Consider the following 16887-nt stretch of genomic DNA (forward strand, 5'->3'; position numbering starts at 1 on the left):
TTACGTGTCCGGGCTGGGGTAGTGGTATCCTTTGGCCTTGTGGTGGCCAAGACGTGGGTTCAATTCCCGCGCCTGGACCTTCCTGCGACGAACGACCACGCGACTGTTCTCGGTATACCAAAAATTTGCACAGTGATGGTGTCGTGATTATGTCGTTCGTGACGCTGTAGTACGGCTACCTCGACGGCGATACGTAACACTCTATTTGAACCACGTGGTACTCTATCTGTTGTCGGCATTGCTAGTGCTTACCGTCTCAGTTGTCCGTTGATACCGGTTCGCCATTTTCAATCTGCCACTCGATTTCGACTTCAAACTCAGCCTCGTCGTCGGTTTCCTCGTACTCGACTTCCAACTCGAACTGTTCTGGCACTGCCACCGTGAACCCATCTTCTCCGTCAATCTCGATTTTCCCTGCTTCCACACTATCGGCGACTTCGTGGAGGACCTCTGCCCCATCTGCCCGACTCATCACTTTCTCACCTTCGCGCTCCGTCTCATCATCGGTTGATGCCGATTCTGCTTTGGCTTCCTGGCTGTTGTTTGCCATACGGGGCCTACAAACGCTGCCAGTAAAATAACATGGGCACTGTCTCTGTCAACCTGTGTGGCAGTCGCTATCACTGTACTCGAAACACACTGAGTTAGGTATCGCGAGACGCCGACGTCGGCGCTTCTCATCTGTAAGTCGGCCAATATGGGACGCCTTCACCCACACGCTACGACCCGAAACCGTTAGTACTGTTCATGCCTCAATCACTCGGGTGTACGTCGAGAACTGCTTCCTCGGGGCAAAGAGCATCGGCCGGACCATCGAACAGCGACTTTGGGAGCAGGGTATCACCCACTGGGAGGGGTTCGAGCCAGCCTGTGAGGGCATTGGCCCAACCCGTGCCGAGCGTATCGAGTCGTTCATCGAAGCGGGTGAACGCGCGCTTGACAACGGAAGGCCTGAGTTTTTCGCCCAACGGTTTCCGAGTGACTGTCGGTGGCGACTGTACGAATCGTTCCGCGAGCAGGCGTGTTTTTTCGATATCGAAACGACTGGGCTTGACCATCGAACGAGTGTCGTAACGACCGTTACACTCCATCAAAACGGTGAGACGAAAACGCTCGTCCGGGGAGACAACTTGACCAGTGAGAACCTCCAAGCGGCCTTCGAAGCGGCTGGGTTGTTGGTAACGTTCAACGGCGCGCGCTTCGACATTCCGTTTCTTGAATCGAGCTTTGACTGTTCGCTTGACCACCCACACATCGACCTCATGCCGACTGCCCGGAAAGTCGGGCTCTCGGGTGGGTTGAGCGAGGTCGAACAGGAGTTGGGCATTTCACGAGAACTGCCCGATGTGGACGGCCGTGAGGCAGTTCGGCTGTGGCATGAACACGAACGCGGCGTCGACGGCGCACTCGAACGACTCATCGACTACAATCAGGAAGATACAGTGAACATGGTCCCAGTTCTCGAATCAATCGTCGAGGAACTCGATAATCAGCTCTTCCCCGATGGGCAAGAATCGCGACACTAATCGTGACACAGCGGCCAACGCTCATCATCGCGCGTGGCTAATCGTTTTGCAGTCTCATCTGTAAGGCGATACTCTGTTTGCTCGGAGACGATACAGCCTTGCTGTTCAAGATGTTCGAGGTGGGCGTAGGATTCGCCGGGACCGTGGAGGATATGGATATGTTCTAGCTCACCGAATAGGTCATCGCTAACCGTCCACGTGTCACATGGGCCGAGTCGGCGAAGCGCATCAAGGACGCGATATGACCGCTCCTCGTGATGGTCAATAATAACGTTTGCCCGCTCAGTTGGGTCCGCAATACGGTCCCGGTGCCCCGGCCAGGCCCGGTCGTACTCTGCTGTCACAATTGATTGGAGCGTGTCGATATACTGTGCAAGCGGGTCGTCAACCCGAACGTCGGCGCCACCGACGTTTGGCGTATACTTCGGAAGCAGTGCGTCGCTACTGAGCACGTCACTGTTGTCGCTTCCATCGTCAAGTTCGAACAGACAAAGTCCAGCGGTATGGCCGGGGGCGTGAACAACGCGGATGGTATACTCGTTAATCGAAAACGTGTCGCCGTCTTCAATAGCAGTTACTTCTGGTGGGTTGTCTCTCCACGCGTAACTATCCAGTACGTCGGTGACTGTCTCTTTTTTTTCTTCGGGCATCCCCCATTGGTCGAAATAGCGCATTTGCAAGTCTGTGAGTTCATCCCAGGCAGCTGTCTCCCCTCTAACAAGGTCGGCATCGGCCTTGTGGACGAATACGTCTGCCCCGCTTTCTTCTTGAATTGGGCCAGCGAGTCCACGGTGGTCTCCATGCCAGTGGCTCAGGAAGACCCGATCGATATCTTCGATAGCAACACCGTGGCTCGCAAGCTGTTGTTCCAGTTGGTCGTGGGTTCCCGGAAGGCGGTCGCCCGTATCGACCAGTACAGTGTCAGGCCCGTCCGCAAAGAGGTAAGCATTGTTGTTACCCTCAAACGTTCTGTTCGAGAGCGCGAGACACTCCATATAGCGGCTTTGGCGGGCCCTGCAAAAAACATCGCGTTCTCATCACGGGCGTCTGTTGTCTGTCTGACGCACGTCAGCCAGCAGTCTGCCGCAGTTTTATTATTGACATCTTGGAAGATATAACACTGGTCTCCCTCAGCAAAAGGGAAAACGTGTGACACTACGAGCGGAGATCAGGTGCCATTTTCCTGGCACGATTCAACCGTTGTTGATTACTTCCTCGCTGAAAAGAGTCATATATGCCTCCACAACCACATGTTGCTGCACTCTGTGGAAGTCTCAGAGATGGTAGCTATACACGTATTGCACTTGGCCACGCTCTCGACGAGGCCGAGGAACACGGTGCATCGACTGAACTGCTTGATCTCAGAGAGTACCACCTACCAGTATTCGACCCTAATGCTGAAGAAATCTCGGACGCAGAGCGGCTCCGCTCCGAGTTACGCACGGCTGACTCGGTTATTCTTGGGTCGCCGATGTATCATGGCTCCTACGCGGCACCGTTGAAAAATGCGCTTGATTACTGTGGATTCGATGAGTTCGAAGACACGACGGTCGGACTCCTCGGCGTCGCCGGTGGAAGCTTTCCAACCGGGACACTCGACCACCTGCGTACAGTCAGTCGTGCAGTCAACGCCTGGGTGCTCCCACATCAGGCAGCCATCCCCTCGGCATCATCACAGTTTGAAGATGGCGATTTTGTCGACGAGGCCCTCGAAGAGCGAACGAGACTGCTCGGACAGCGGGCTGTCGAATACGCACAAATCGAGCCTGAACTTCCGTCGTTCGAGAGTACACAGAACGTCGGTGGGGACGACTGACAGTTACCGACCGTCTAACTGCTCGGCAAGTCGCTCGCGGAGGATGAATAGGCTAGGGAGTACTGTCATGACTGAGAGGAACGCGAAGATGATAGCCGCGGCAGTGACTGTTCCGAACCGTCGAAGCGGTGGCGAAAGCGAGAGCGCGAGGACGCCAAACCCTGCTGCGGTTGTCGCAGCACTGGCTAGCAACGCACCACCGGTTCCGGTGAGCGTGGCCTCCAGTGCGCTCTCGACTGTGTCTCGCTGTTCGCGTTCTGCGACAAATCGCTCTCCGGCGTGGATGCTGTAATCGACGCCTAGACCGATTGCGAGGCTGGTGATGACAGCAGTCTCACTGTTAAATGGGATACCAAGGACTGCCATCACACCCAGTAACCATGTGAGCGCGATGACAACTGGAATCACGACGATAATACCCTGTGTCGGTGAGCGGTATCGCACCCAAAAGAGAACAGTCAGAAAAACAAGAATAACGAGTAGCGTCACGACAAATGCCTCGATGAGCGTTTCCAGCAACGCATCCTGCAAGACCGCTTCTGTTACGGTGTTCCCTGTTGGCACTGCAGTTAGCGTCACGCCCGTTGCGCCACGCTCAATCTGGGTAGCAAACGCCTCAGTGTCTTCGGCAATTTTTTGGGCTGATTTGTCACTTTCGATGCTGAGTCGGAGCCTCGCTGAGGTTACTTCGCCGTTCGTACGACTTAGCACATCTGAGGCGGCGGCCGAGTCGGCGGCGAACAGTTGTGCGTAGACGGAGTCGATATTCTCATCCGGGAGGCCATCACCGTTCGTATCTGCCTCGGCGACAGTCGTAGCGAAGGTTTTGTTCTCTTCTGCAACAGCCCGGATTACGGTGTGTGGTCCTTCGACGGCGGCGACACCGTCCGGTCTGGGTAGAATGACGCTGTTTTCATCGACGTTTGCAGTTGCCTCGTCGACAGCGGTGAGCATTTCTCCTGATGCGACATCTTCCCGTAACAGTATCGTCGACCGGCCACTTGAATCCCGAAGCTGGAAGTTCTGGCTCAGGTATTCGAACTCGTCGCTGATAGTGTAGGTACCGGGTTCTAGCGGGCCGGGCAGATACTCGGTCCACTCTGGTGCGTCCTGTGGGATGAAATCAGCTTGGTTAAACTCGGTGTCGATGGTCGTGGCTCCGTAGACACCGCCCGTCGTCAACAACAGCGCAATCACGAGCACAACAACCGGTGCCCGCGATGTTACTGAAGACAGCCCAGCAAGAATCGTGTTCGTGCTGCCACCGGACGAGCCGAAGGCGGGTTTGTCCCGAGAGCGGCCAAACCGCCCTTCAAGTAGCCCATCGACCTCAACTTTCAGCGCAGGCATGAGACAACCGAAGGCAACGAACGTCGCAAAGATGCCGCCGGAACTCACAATAGCGAAGTCTTGGATTGCGGGGAGCGGACTCACAACGTTCGAGAGAAAGCCAACGCCTGTCGAAAACGTGGCGGCCACGAGTGCAAGAATAACAGTTCCAAGGCCAACTGTCATCGCGCCGCGAATTGTGGCTGCACTGTTGGCTGTCTCCGTTGCTGGTGTCTGTGTCGGACTGTTGTCTACAGTGATGTCGAGTGACCCTTGTCTCGCCTCTCGGTAACGCATCACAACGTGGACCGCGTAGTCGATAGAGAGTCCGATAAGCAAGAATGGAACTGCGATAAGGATGACGTTCATCGGGATTGCGAGCCATCCCATAATTCCCTGAAGCCACACCAGCACGACGGCGATACAGACAATCGCGAGGAGGATATCAGTGATATCCCGGTAAGACACACCCAACACAAACAGGATAAGGACGAGTGCAAAGGGTGTGATGATTGTGAAACTATCACCGGTTGCATTCGAGGACGCTTCGTCCAAGACGCCTTGGCCGAAGACGAACCCGTTACCGGACCGCTGTTCGACGAGTTCATCGATTGCTACTTGGGCATCGTACGCTGCCAGTGGCTCCTCATCCTCGCTGGTCGTATCGACTTGCCTAACAAGCGAAAGCCGTGCCGGGGAACTCGTCTCGCCCGGGACGTATCCCTGAGGGAGAAACGCGTATGGGTCCACATCACTGGGTACCTGTGTGGACCCATCTGGATCGAGTAACTGTTCCAATAAGTCATCGACTTCTTGGGCGCTCAGTGCTTCGAGTGCTTGTTGTTGCTCTTCGAGCGAGGGCTGTGTCGACGGGGCTTGGCCCTGTGTTGTCGAGTACACTGCTGCTGTTCCGACGAGATTTTCGAGGCCGACAACTCCCTGCTCGGACAGCGTTGAGTCGATTGACTCGTCTGCCCGGAGCTCCGTCTGTATCTGTAACCCAGTCAGCAGAGAGTCCCGAGTTAGTACGTCTCCGCCTTCCTCTCTGATGATTACTTGTGAGACGATGCTGTTGTCACTGGCGTAGTTAGCATCGATGAAGTCTGCGGCGTCGAATTCAGCCGAGTCGACTTCGAACTCACCAACTCCGGCGTCTCCGGCATCTCCCATTCCAATACCAACGCCGACAACCACCGTCGTCAGCAACACGAGCGCGATAACTGCTTTGCTATGGGTACTCACCCACTCTGCGTATCGTTTCGAGTAGCCCCCGTTCATATGGCGACAGCCTCACTGCTTGCAGGACAGCTATCTGCAGTTTTGGTTGTGTGTGGTATTCTCTTTTCTCTCATATCCTGCTTATCAACTGGAGTAAGTAAATAACCACTGGCCAATCCCGATTTGATAAATATTTGAACATTTCAGCAGACGGCTACACGTCGGAAAATTATTCAATACTGATATATTGATTCACTACTGTGCTGGAGTAGCAGTGTTTTTTCCTATTCGCTGCGAGACAGGGCGACGCCGAGTGTCTCCATCACGTCGAAAAAGTTTGGGAAGGAAACATCGACATGCTCAGCACCCTTTATTTTCGTTTTGCCGGCGGCGGTCAGGGCTGCAACCGACAGCGCCATAATGACTCTGTGGTCTGCTCGGCCGTCAACTGTTGTGCCCTGGAGCGTACTCTCGCTGCCGTGGACGACGAGCTTGTTCTCGTATTCGTCGACAGTGGCACCCATTTTCGACAGTGTGTCTGCCATCGCCCCAACGCGGTCAGTTTCCTTGTAGCGAACGTGCTCACACTCGGTGAGTGTCGTGGTGCCATCGGCAGCCGCACCAAGCACGGCCAGCGTCGGGAGCAGGTCGGGTGTGTCAGCGACAGCAACCTCGACGCCTGAGAGTGATTCCGCGGTCACGGTAAGTTCTCCTGTCTCATGGTTCCAGTCGATAGAGGCACCCATCTCTTCGAGAATTGTGACGATAGCCTGATCTCCTTGGGGGCCGGGGTACGCTTCGGTCACGGTGACGCTTTCGTTCCCTGCGAGCGCACCGGCCGCGAGCAGGTACGAGATAGATGAGAAGTCACCGGGGACACTGTAGGCACCATCCCGAAGGCGGTAAGACTGACGACCACCGACAGAGAACCCTTGGCTCGTCCGCCGCGCTGAGATGCCAAAAGCATCTAGCACATCCAGCGTGATATCCACGTAAGGGGCCGATTTAAGTTCGTTCTGGAGGGCAATGTTGATGCCGGCATCGGTCGCCGCACCGGCAAACAACAGTGCAGTGACAAACTGCGAGGAGACATCGCCGGGGAGTGGCGCACTCCCGCCCATCAGCGGCCCACCGACGACAAGCGGGGCCTGTCCGTTCTCTCGCGTGCTCTGTGCACGTCCAGCAAGCTGGTCAATTGCCAACAAAAGTGGCTCCTGTGGACGGCTTCGGAGTGACTCGTCGCCGGTCAGCACTGTCGACCCGTCCGCGAGTGCCCCAGTCGCTGTCGCCAGACGGATTGTCGTCCCGCTGTTTGCACAGTCGATAACATCCTCGGGTACCTCGGGATTCCCGTCAAAGCCTGTAATTTCCAGCGTCCCCGTTTCGGTGTTGTGTATAACCTCGCCGCCAAAAGCGTTGACTGCCCGCATCGTAGCACGCGTATCTGCACTCACCAGCGGATTCCGGACGGTAACCTCGTCGCTGTACCCGCCGGCCAGAATCGCCCGGTGGGTGTAACTCTTTGAGGGCGGTGCCGCAGTAGTCCCTGCAACCTGTGACGGCGTGATGGTAACATCCATGTCGCCTCCATAGAAGCCAGCAGGTATGAGCGTACCGCACTCGTCTTTGCAGTAATTGACCAACTCAATTCATTACCATCTCGCTCAAACTATCTGCATGAGCAAACGAAAAACTGCGGCCCGAACAACCGGCGACCATCTTCGCACTAACGACGAGACGCTTGCACTCGCCGAGTCCTGTACCGGTGGATTGCTTGCCTCGACCGTGACCGACGTTCCGGGGTCGAGCGATTATTTTGACCGGAGCACAGTCACATACTCGAACGACGCAAAACAGGAACTGCTGGGTGTCTCCCGAGAATCGCTTGACTCCCATGGCGCTGTTTCTTCACCTGTTGCCATCGAGATGGCACAAGGCATCAGGGATACAGCAGGGACAACATGGGGTGTCTCGACGACCGGCATCGCGGGACCGGGTGGTGGAACTGAAGAGAAGCCGGTAGGGACGGTCTACATCGGCGTGGCATACGGCGGGCCATGGGGAAGCGAATCGTCGGGCGCACGTGCACGACGCTACGAGTTTGAGGGTGACAGAGGCGACTGCAAATCACAGTTCGTTGCACAGGCACTTGCTGACCTTCTGTGGGCCATCGAGAACAGAGAGAACATCGAGAACTGACGCGCTGGCCTAGCTAACTGCTTGGACGCGCTGAATCCCGTCGATTTCCTCGATTACTTCCACAACTGCATCAGGGACGTGTGGCTCCCATGCCTCGCCTTCGACCATTCGTTCCCGGATTTCACTCCCTTTCAACACGTCACGGTTATACATTGGCGTCTGACGGACTTCAACGCCCGATTCGGTAAACAGCCGAACAACGAGTGGGTTGTTTGAATAGGCGATATCGAACCGAGGGGACATGCTCTCGACGTGGCTCACCCACACCGAATTGCGGTTCAGGTCTTCGATAGGGACAGTGTAGACTGTCGTCTCGATATCCATCGCCTCAATTGATTTGGTTGCCATCATAATTCGTTCGCCCGCAGTGAACGGGTTGCGAACTGTGTGTGAGTCACCTGCGCTGCCGATACCGAAGACGAGCTCGTCGACGTCGTTGACGATTTCCTTGACGAGGTGGGCGTGCCCGGCGTGAAAAGGTTGGAAGCGACCAATTACGAGGCCCCGAGTAGTCATTGGTGAAACCAAGCCGGGCGAGTTTCTTAAATCCCGCTATCGGCCCATGGGAATTCTTTGTTCACCATCGTTGGCGCGCCTTGTTGCGGTTTGTTGGCTTTCACGAGTCGGAAGAGGGGAGAAAGTATATCAGTATATGGTACTTCCAAAAAGATGGTAGCAACGATTGCATGAGTAACGACACAAACGCTCCAGACAACGAGCGGGAGACGGACACCGCGGAGGATCAGGACACTCCGTCTCCGGACGGAGCACCCCCAACAACCGACTCGTCGGGCGACGAGCCAACTGCCTCGACTGAGGAGTCTCGGTCAGGCGAGCAGGCATCGACCGATGCCGTCGAGGAGTCAGATGACTCCGCCAGCGAGGGCACGGAGTCGCCCAGTTCGCCTGCCGGCGATAACGACGACCGGCACGGCGACAGTGTGTTGGACGCTCCGCCTCGGAATCCGACCCCCGACAGTGTTGAGCGTGACAGCGACGAAACGGACGATGAGTACGAGACAGAGATTGATGAAGTTCTCGGGAGCGATGTCGACGAGGACATGGAAGTCGACGAGGAAATCGCCGAGGACGACCTTCTCGGTGGACTACAGATCGACACCTCAAAAGAGATTAAGGTGCCGGATAGACTCGTTGACCAGGTCATCGGACAGGACCACGCCCGCGATATCATCCTAAAGGCGGCCAAACAGCGACGCCACGTGATGATGATTGGTTCGCCGGGTACTGGTAAATCGATGCTGGCAAAAGCGATGAGTCAGCTGCTTCCCAAAGAAGACCTGCAGGATATCCTTGTCTATCATAACCCTGACGACGGGAACGAACCGAAAATCCGGACCGTTCCCTCCGGCAAGGGTGAGCAGATAGTTGACGCACACAAGGAAGAAGCCCGCAAGCGCAACCAGATGCGCCGGTTCATTATGTGGGTGCTCATTATCCTTGTCTTAGCCTACTCGTTCATCATTCTGAGCCAGATTCTTATCGGTATCATCGCTGCCGGGATTGTCTATCTCGTCTTCCGGTACATGTCTCGGGGCAACGATTCGATGGTGCCTAACATGATTGTGAACACAGCAAACCAGCAGACGGCACCGTTCGAGGACGGTACTGGTGCCCACGCCGGTGCGCTGCTGGGCGATGTCCGCCACGACCCGTTCCAGTCTGGCGGAATGGAGACACCCAGCCACGACCGTGTCGAGCCTGGCGCCATCCACAAGAGCAACAAGGGTGTGTTGTACATCGACGAAATCAACACGCTCGACATTCGGTCACAGCAAAAGCTGATGACTGCCATCCAAGAAGGTGAGTTCTCCATCACCGGCCAGAGCGAACGCTCCTCTGGTGCGATGGTTCAGACCGAACCTGTCCCGTGTGACTTCGTGATGGTTGCCGCTGGGAATATGGACGCGATGCAGAACATGCACCCAGCACTACGCTCGCGTATCAAGGGTAACGGGTACGAGGTGTATATGGATGACACCATCGACGACACGGCAGAGATGCGCCGCAAGTACTCCCGCTTTGTCGCTCAGGAAGTCGAGAAAGACGGTCGTCTTCCACACTTCACGCGGGGTGCAATCGAGGAAATCATCCTCGAAGCTCGCCGTCGTGCGGGCCGCAAAGGACAGCTCACGCTGGAAATGCGTGACCTCGGTGGACTTGTCCGTGTCGCTGGCGACGTTGCACGTTCCAGTGACAAGCAACACACCGAGCGCGACGACGTGCTCGAAGCCAAAAAGCGCTCACGCTCTATCGAGCAGCAACTCGCTGACGAGATGATTGAGCGCCGCCGCGACTACGAGATGACAATTTCCGAGGGCGGCCTTGTTGGCCGCGTTAACGGACTCGCCGTGATGGGCGAAGACTCCGGTATCATGCTCCCGGTGATGGCTGAAATCGCCGAAGCACACGGTCCGGGTGAAGTTATCGCAACTGGGCAGCTTCAGGAGATGGCGAAAGAATCTGTTCAGAACGTCTCGGCGATTATCAAGAAATTCTCGGACGAGAATCTGGACAAGAAAGATATCCACATTCAGTTCGCCAACGACGGTATCGAGGTTGACGGGCCGTCCGCTTCGGTCACGGTCGCGACAGCCGTCATCTCGGCACTTGAGGATATCCCGATAAACCAGAATGTCGCCATGTCTGGGTCACTGTCGGTCCGTGGAGATGTTCTCCCGGTCGGCGGAGTTACCCACAAAATCGAGGCGGCGGCCAAATCGGGCTGTGATACGGTTATCATCCCCAAGGCCAACGAGCAAGATGTGATGATCGAAGATGAGTACGAGGATATGGTCGAAGTTATCCCAGTCGCACACATCTCCGAGGTGCTCGAAATCGCGCTCGAAGGTGAGGCGAGAAAAGAGACACTCATCGACCGCCTCAGGACGATTACCGGCACTGCCCTCAGCAGCGACGTTGAGCCGGGCGGTAATCCGAGTCCACAGTAGCTGTGCCAGCGTGGGCAGCGTTCCTTGGGTTGACGGTGCTCACACTCGGTGTGGTACTTGCTTTTGCACGTCGTTCTGCGGATTCGATTGACCAGTTCGCACCAACCGACGCGCCAACAACAGAGTCAACGGCTATCCCACCTGACGACAGTTCGGCGCTTTTTCCCCGGAACGCTACGACGAACCGTCCCGAGTCTCCGGAGCCGGTTCTGCGTAACCCCGATGCCACGACCGATTCGGAATCGAAACGTGAGCCAGATATTGTGCTCACGCCTGTGGCAATGATGGCCAATGTCGCGTTCACGCAGGGAGTGATACTCTTTGGGTTAGTCCTTTCAGCCTGGTATTTCGACATTCCAGCCGACGCCTTCGGTAGTGGGATTGGGACTGGTGGGGGCGCTGCTGTTGTGGTGGGCGTTGGCTTTGGCATTGTTCTCTGGGGAGCAAACGAACTCTCCACCACGGTCGCCGACGCTGTGGGTGCAGCCTACGACGAGCGTGTCCGAGAACTTCTGGCCCCTGAATCGATAGGCGGCTGGATTGCACTCTTTGGCGTGGTCTTACCCATTATCGCCGTCAGTGAAGAACTTCTCTTCCGTGGCGCACTTATTGGTGTCCCTGAGATGGGATTTGGACTCAACGTCTGGGTCCTCGCTTTCCTTTCGTCGCTCGCGTTCGCGCTCGGGCACGGAGCACAAGGGCGCGTGGGTGTCGTCGTTACCGGCGCACTGGGTCTTGTTCTTGCAGGCGGCTACGTTGTCACTGGTAGTTTGCTAATTGTTATTGTTGCCCACTACGTTATCAACGCACTGGAGTTTGCCGTGCACGAACTCCCTGCTATTTCTATCTGAGTGGCGACCGATTGAGCGCCCATGGCGAGTTTCCCGCTTTCAGTCGCTGACGATATCGGTAAAACTCTCACCGACACGGAAGTCAATTGGGGCAGCCACCTCGCTTGCTCCGAGTGAAACAAGAAGCATCTCCTCGTCGGTATTGGCGAGAGTCACAGTTTCAGACGATTTATTGACACCGTCGATTTCAGTGTCACGCAACGCGATTGTTACCTCGTAGGAACCGGTTGTCGTCCAGATATCTGGGTAGAACTCGATATTACCGTCTTCTTGATTGCTGGACCCATCCCGAGAGGGTAGCTCAAACATTTCATCTAGACGGACTACTCTGTCCGGATCGGTGACGGTAATACGACCGCTGACCGACCGGTTTAGCTCATTGATGATGTTGACATCTTTGAATGCCTTGTCAGCAATCCAATTAACAACAGTCGAACAGCCGGCAACTGCTGTGATGGCCGCTGTTGTTGTCCCAGCAATGAATCGGCGACGGGACCACCGCGCGAGCGGGTCTGGCATATACGAAGAGTTTCCGCTATCGCAAATAAGCGTACTCTGGCGTTTCTGGCCGAGAAACTGACGCAGTTCAGTGTTTGTCGTGTCGAGTTAGTCGTATACCCTGCCCTATTTTATTCTAGTCGTCATCTGGGAACACATGCGTTTGGTTCAAATAACGATTCCGGCGGGAAAGCGTGACCAACTGCTCCGGAGTCTTGACGATGACGGAATCGAGTACGTCGTCACCGATGAAACAAGCGGGCGGGAGTTCGACAGCGTCGCCTATATTCCGCTCCCAACTACTGCCGTTGAGCCGACGCTTGACAGCCTCAGGGAGGCTGGACTGGACGATACCTCGTTTACGGTCGTCTTGGAAGCAAACACGGTAGTCTCCGAGCGGTTTGAGGCGTTACAAGAAGAGTACGCCGAGGACCAAGACGAAGACCGAATCGCCCGCGACGAGCTTGTCAGCGCAGCATCAAACCTTGCACCTTCGCTGTCAACCTACATTATCATGACAGTCGTCAGTGCTGTCGTCGCGACAGCCGGGCTGTTGTTGGATTCGGCTGCTGTCGTCGTGGGGTCGATGGTTATTGCGCCGCTTGTTGGACCAGCATTATCGGCCAGTGTCGGCACGGTTGTCAACGACAGAGAGATGTTCAAGCGTGGTGTTCGACTGCAGATATTCGGATTGGGGCTCGCTATTGTATCGGCATTTGTTTTCGCGTTTGTCGTCAGATACGCACATCTCACAGCACCAGTCGACGATGTCACGACTGTGCCGGAGATACACGAACGGGTCGCCCCAGATTTCCTCATGTTGGCCATCGCTATCGGTGCGGGCATCGCCGGTATTGTGAGTCTTACCAGCGGAGTTTCGTCGGCACTGGTTGGGGTGATGATTGCTGTTGCACTCATTCCGCCCGCTGCAACCGTTGGTATCGGGCTTGCATGGTGGCAACCTCGCGTCAGTATTGGTTCGGGCGTGTTGTTGTTGGTAAACGTTCTCTCTATCAACCTTGCCTCACTGGTCGTGCTCTGGTACAAGGGGTACCGGCCCCAACAGTGGTTTCTCCAAGACGAAGCACGGCACGCGCTTATCAAGCGTGTCGGGACACTTGCAGTCGCAATACTGATTCTGTCAGCGTTTCTTGGTGGGGTCACGCTTGACTCGTTCCAGCGGGCATCGACGGAGGATGCGATTCAAGCCGGTGCGGCGGACGCAATCGAGCGGTTTGATAGCGGTGAACGACTCGAACTGGTCAGTGTCGAGGTCGGGTATCAGCGCGCGCTTCCCTTCCAAGACCCGCAAAACGTTGTCGTGACCGTCGGTATCCCTCCGGGAAAATCTGTCTCTGGGCTCGCGACTCTTATGGGTGACCGAATCCGTGCTGAAAGTAGCCGTGATATCGAAATACAAGTGCAATACGTCCAGACCGAACACGCCTGACCGGCGGGTCGCTACGTCTCCTCGTCAATCGGAAGCTCTGGCTCGTAACCGACAGCATCGATGGTTGCCTCGAGTACTGTCTCAACGTTTTCTCCGTTGGTGATACTCATCATGTAATCGGCATCGTCGAATGTCTTGCCTTCGACGCGGTCTTGCTTGTTGAACACCGTCACAACAGGCACGTCGAACTGCGACTCGATATCAGCGTGGAGTGACCGCTGTACGTCGAGTGGATAGCCACAGTCGCCACTCGGGTCGATGATGACAAGAACTGCATCTGCCGCATGTTCGAGCGCGCTGACAGCCTGTGATTCGACTTCGTTCCGGTTCTCGGGAGGCCGGTCGAGTAACCCCGGTGTGTCCACAAGCTGGTACCGGATGTGCTGGTGTTCGACGTGTCCGACGTGGACTCGTGTTGTGGTAAACGGGTAAGACGCCTCCTTATTGCTTGCGCGTGTAACTCCATTGACGAATGAAGATTTCCCCACGTTCGGGTACCCTGCAACTGCGATAGTTGGTTCGTCAGGGCGGATGTCCGGTAGGTCACGAAGCTCTTGTCTGGCGTCGAGAAGCGCTTTGAGGTCATCCCCAACTTCCTCGACAACATCTGCAAGCCGCGCAAATGCCTGTTTACGGTGTTTGCGTGCCAGTTCAGCGTCACTGTTTCGCATCTTTGATTCGTACTCTTGACGAATATCTCCCGCTTTCTGACTCGCCCACGTCACCTCGTTGAGATGCTGGCGGAGTTCGTCAACGTTGACGATCGCATCAGCAAGGTTAACGTAGAACGGGTCAAGCAGGTTGAAATCGGGCCAGCCAGCGACGACATTCTCCAGATTATCGGAGATAATGTTTGTGGCCGTCAACAACATGGACTGCTGGGCGTCGTGACCGGATTTGGCTCGCCCGGCGCGTGCCGCCCGGGAGAAGGCCTGGTCGACGAGCTCGTCGGCCAGCGGCGTCGTCGGGAGGCCCTCGAACGGTTGACTCATTGAATGCTCGTAATCAGTCGGGGCCTAAAACCCGTTCGCTCTGGAACAGCGACAGCGATATTCTCGTCTATCGCCAAGACATGGCTGCGCCCGACCCTATGCCAGAAAGACGTGGCGTGGTTTATCAGCCAACATCTCCCGGCCTGCATCGAGTGTCTCGGCAAATGCGTCGGACTGGAAGAACTCCATTGCATGTTCCTTGGAGTCCCACCGGCTGGCGATGAACATATCGTTTTCGTCGTCAGTGTTGACCAGCAGTGCGGTGTCGCGGTGGCCGTCCATTCCGTCAAGCATGCTGCCAACCTCACCGAATGTCTCTACGAACGCCCCGCGTTTCTCCGGTTTAACCGTATAGAACATCCCCATCGTCTCGAACCCATCGCCCTGATCTGCCCAGCCGACGATGTCGGGAAGTTCAGCAAGGTAGTCGCTTGCTGTCTCGGCCGCGTCGACTGTCTCCCAGAGGCTGACTACTGCGGCTGTGTCTCCGTCTGGGTCGTTGTAGACCGCGGTCCCCTCGTGTGTGTCATATCGGTCGAATCCGTCACTCAGGTCAACGACTTCTGATTCGAGGGTCGCTAGCTCAGACTCTGAATACAGTACGAGTGCGACCATATCCTCGCCGTGGGGTTGGCCACCGTAGACATCCAAGTCAGACAGCGTCTCTCTGATGTCAGCTGACTCCTCAGCCGCTTGTGGGGTCCCTACGTCATCTGTCTCTGTTGTACCGTCAAGCCCCTCGACTGTGCCGCCATAGCTCTCAGAAATGCCTGGCAGGTCTTGCAAGAATCCGTATGCGGTGTCGGCAGCGCGCTCGGCGTCCCAGATACTGATTATCGCAGACTGCCCACTTTCGGCACGAACGTTGGTGAGCACGTGTGAGTCGTAGTGGTCGAAATTCTCTCGTAGGCTGTCAACCTCGTTGGCAAGCTCTTGGGCATCGGCATCGGAGTACAGTACCAGTGCGTATCCTTCCTGCTCGAACTCTTCGCCCGGAGTGATACCGAGACGAACGAGACGGCCAGCAATCTCTGTTTCTTCTTGCCATGTTCCGTCCGTATCAGCTATGGGCGGCTTCCCACTCTCGCCTGCAGACTCGTCGTCTGTTGGTTCCTCTGTGGCCTCGTCAGGATGGACGGCAACTGAATCGACGCTGTCGCCGGATGATTCCGTTTTGTCCTCGCTGCTGTGTTCGTCTGGTGCTGGGACCGGCTCACCAGCGAGTAACGCCGGTAGGTCTGTTGGCGTCATACGCCGGCCCACGTAGAAGCTGCCAAACTCGGCGAACTGTGAGGTTGAAGGATCAAACCGCATCTCGTAGAGGAGGTCTTTCATGTCGACAAGGTCGTCTCCCCAGAGCGTGACGCCCCATTCCCAGTCGTCAATAGCAATTGCACCAGTAATCATCTGGACGACACGGCCGCCGTAGTCTCTGCCAATGTCGCCGTGGGCCTCCATATGATCAGCACGCTCTTGGAAAGAGAGCTCATACCAGTTTTGCTCGGGCTGGCGGCGTTTGTCCATCGGGTAAAAACAGACGTGTGTCGCATCCGGAATCGTTGGATGGAGTCGTGTCCTGATATAGTTTGCCAGCCCTGAGTCTTCATCGAGGTCACCCTCGAAGTAGTCTCGCGCGCGCTCGGAGTACCCCGACGCTTCAGTGACCGAGACGAACGACGTCTGGCGTTCGGTGAACTCGGCGAAGGCAGTCCCCTCGAAGCCCCGTTCAAGCGCCCCGATGTGAGCGGTCGATGGCCGAAGGTGTAACACGAGGAAATCGGCCTTATGACCGAGTATGGAGTAGATTGCAGTGGCTCCCTCCTCTGCCTCATCGACAGCAATCGTCGATTCGAGATGGTCGATTGCCTCATCAAGAATCCTGTCGCGTTCGTGCTCCGGCGTAGCGCGCCAAGCATCCCAGTCGATGGTCCGGAAGTCATGAAGTGCGTACCACCCCTCATCTGTCGGTGGTGGGTCGCGTGGTTCTGGCATACACAGGTGTTACGAGAGCGCTGTAGGAAAGGTTTCGTTTCGATTCC

The 16887-nt window shown here is 56.1% G+C and carries 14 protein-coding genes and 1 tRNA gene; 7 read left to right on the forward strand and 8 right to left on the reverse strand.

What is annotated here, in order from left to right:
• Positions 1–7: 7 nt before the first annotated feature.
• Positions 8–78: transfer RNA gene (locus tag N5098_RS02950), tRNA-His, on the forward strand.
• Between the two features lie 178 nt (positions 79–256).
• On the opposite strand, the gene N5098_RS02955 is transcribed toward N5098_RS02950, so the two are convergent.
• A complete protein-coding gene (locus tag N5098_RS02955) occupies positions 257–550 on the reverse strand; it encodes an amphi-Trp domain-containing protein (protein ID WP_267636206.1) in 294 nt (97 codons plus the stop codon).
• Positions 551–764: 214 nt separating this feature from the next.
• Between N5098_RS02955 and N5098_RS02960 the strand changes: the two genes are divergently transcribed.
• The gene (locus tag N5098_RS02960; RefSeq protein ID WP_267636207.1) at positions 765–1526 is read left to right on the forward strand and encodes a ribonuclease H-like domain-containing protein; all 762 of its coding nucleotides are present in this window, start codon (positions 765–767) and stop codon (positions 1524–1526) included.
• Here N5098_RS02960 and N5098_RS02965 read toward each other — a convergent pair.
• Positions 1523–2521 carry an MBL fold metallo-hydrolase gene (locus N5098_RS02965; RefSeq protein ID WP_267636208.1) on the reverse strand — a complete coding sequence of 333 codons (999 nt, stop codon included), beginning with the start codon at positions 2519–2521 and terminating at the stop codon, positions 1523–1525. The genes N5098_RS02960 and N5098_RS02965 overlap by 4 nt on opposite strands.
• A gap of 239 nt (positions 2522–2760) precedes the next feature.
• Between N5098_RS02965 and N5098_RS02970 the strand changes: the two genes are divergently transcribed.
• Positions 2761–3342, forward strand: a complete 582-nt coding sequence (locus tag N5098_RS02970) for an NADPH-dependent FMN reductase (protein WP_267636209.1) — start codon at positions 2761–2763, stop codon at positions 3340–3342.
• Between the two features lie 3 nt (positions 3343–3345).
• Here the strand turns inward: N5098_RS02970 and N5098_RS02975 are convergent, their stop codons facing one another.
• Both N5098_RS02975 and aroA read right to left on the reverse strand, forming a co-directional pair.
• Positions 3346–5949 carry an efflux RND transporter permease subunit gene (locus N5098_RS02975; protein WP_267636210.1) on the reverse strand — a complete coding sequence of 868 codons (2604 nt, stop codon included), beginning with the start codon at positions 5947–5949 and terminating at the stop codon, positions 3346–3348.
• A gap of 224 nt (positions 5950–6173) precedes the next feature.
• Positions 6174–7469, reverse strand: coding sequence for a 3-phosphoshikimate 1-carboxyvinyltransferase (gene aroA, locus N5098_RS02980; RefSeq protein ID WP_267636211.1), 1296 nt, complete (start codon positions 7467–7469; stop codon positions 6174–6176).
• 97 nt (positions 7470–7566) lie between these two features.
• Between aroA and N5098_RS02985 the strand changes: the two genes are divergently transcribed.
• Entirely contained in the window at positions 7567–8088 is a 522-nt protein-coding gene (locus N5098_RS02985) for a CinA family protein (protein WP_267636212.1), read from the forward strand.
• A 9-nt stretch (positions 8089–8097) separates the two neighbouring features.
• On the opposite strand, the gene N5098_RS02990 is transcribed toward N5098_RS02985, so the two are convergent.
• Positions 8098–8604, reverse strand: a complete 507-nt coding sequence (locus N5098_RS02990) for a nicotinamide-nucleotide adenylyltransferase (protein WP_267636213.1) — start codon at positions 8602–8604, stop codon at positions 8098–8100.
• A gap of 170 nt (positions 8605–8774) precedes the next feature.
• Here N5098_RS02990 and lonB point away from each other — a divergent pair, with 170 nt between their 5' ends.
• The gene (gene lonB, locus N5098_RS02995) at positions 8775–11057 is read left to right on the forward strand and encodes an ATP-dependent protease LonB (RefSeq protein WP_267636214.1); all 2283 of its coding nucleotides are present in this window, start codon (positions 8775–8777) and stop codon (positions 11055–11057) included.
• Between the two features lie 2 nt (positions 11058–11059).
• Positions 11060–11908, forward strand: coding sequence for a CPBP family intramembrane glutamic endopeptidase (locus N5098_RS03000; RefSeq protein WP_267636215.1), 849 nt, complete (start codon positions 11060–11062; stop codon positions 11906–11908).
• Positions 11909–11947: 39 nt separating this feature from the next.
• Here the strand turns inward: N5098_RS03000 and N5098_RS03005 are convergent, their stop codons facing one another.
• Positions 11948–12427: a hypothetical protein gene (locus N5098_RS03005; protein ID WP_267636216.1), complete on the reverse strand. Its 480-nt coding sequence runs from the start codon at positions 12425–12427 to the stop codon at positions 11948–11950.
• A gap of 136 nt (positions 12428–12563) precedes the next feature.
• On the opposite strand from N5098_RS03005, the gene N5098_RS03010 reads away from it, so the two are divergent.
• A complete protein-coding gene (locus N5098_RS03010) occupies positions 12564–13856 on the forward strand; it encodes a TIGR00341 family protein (protein ID WP_267636217.1) in 1293 nt (430 codons plus the stop codon).
• An 11-nt stretch (positions 13857–13867) separates the two neighbouring features.
• Here N5098_RS03010 and N5098_RS03015 read toward each other — a convergent pair whose 3' ends face one another.
• On the reverse strand, positions 13868–14848 hold the full coding sequence (locus tag N5098_RS03015; RefSeq protein ID WP_267636218.1) for an NOG1 family protein: 981 nt from the start codon (positions 14846–14848) through the stop codon (positions 13868–13870).
• A 96-nt stretch (positions 14849–14944) separates the two neighbouring features.
• A complete protein-coding gene (locus tag N5098_RS03020) occupies positions 14945–16840 on the reverse strand; it encodes a heme-binding protein (RefSeq protein ID WP_267636219.1) in 1896 nt (631 codons plus the stop codon).
• Positions 16841–16887 lie beyond the last annotated feature (47 nt).

The sequence above is a fragment of the Halovenus rubra genome, assembly GCF_026586665.1.
Taxonomy (GTDB): Archaea; Halobacteriota; Halobacteria; order Halobacteriales; family Haloarculaceae; genus Halovenus; species Halovenus rubra.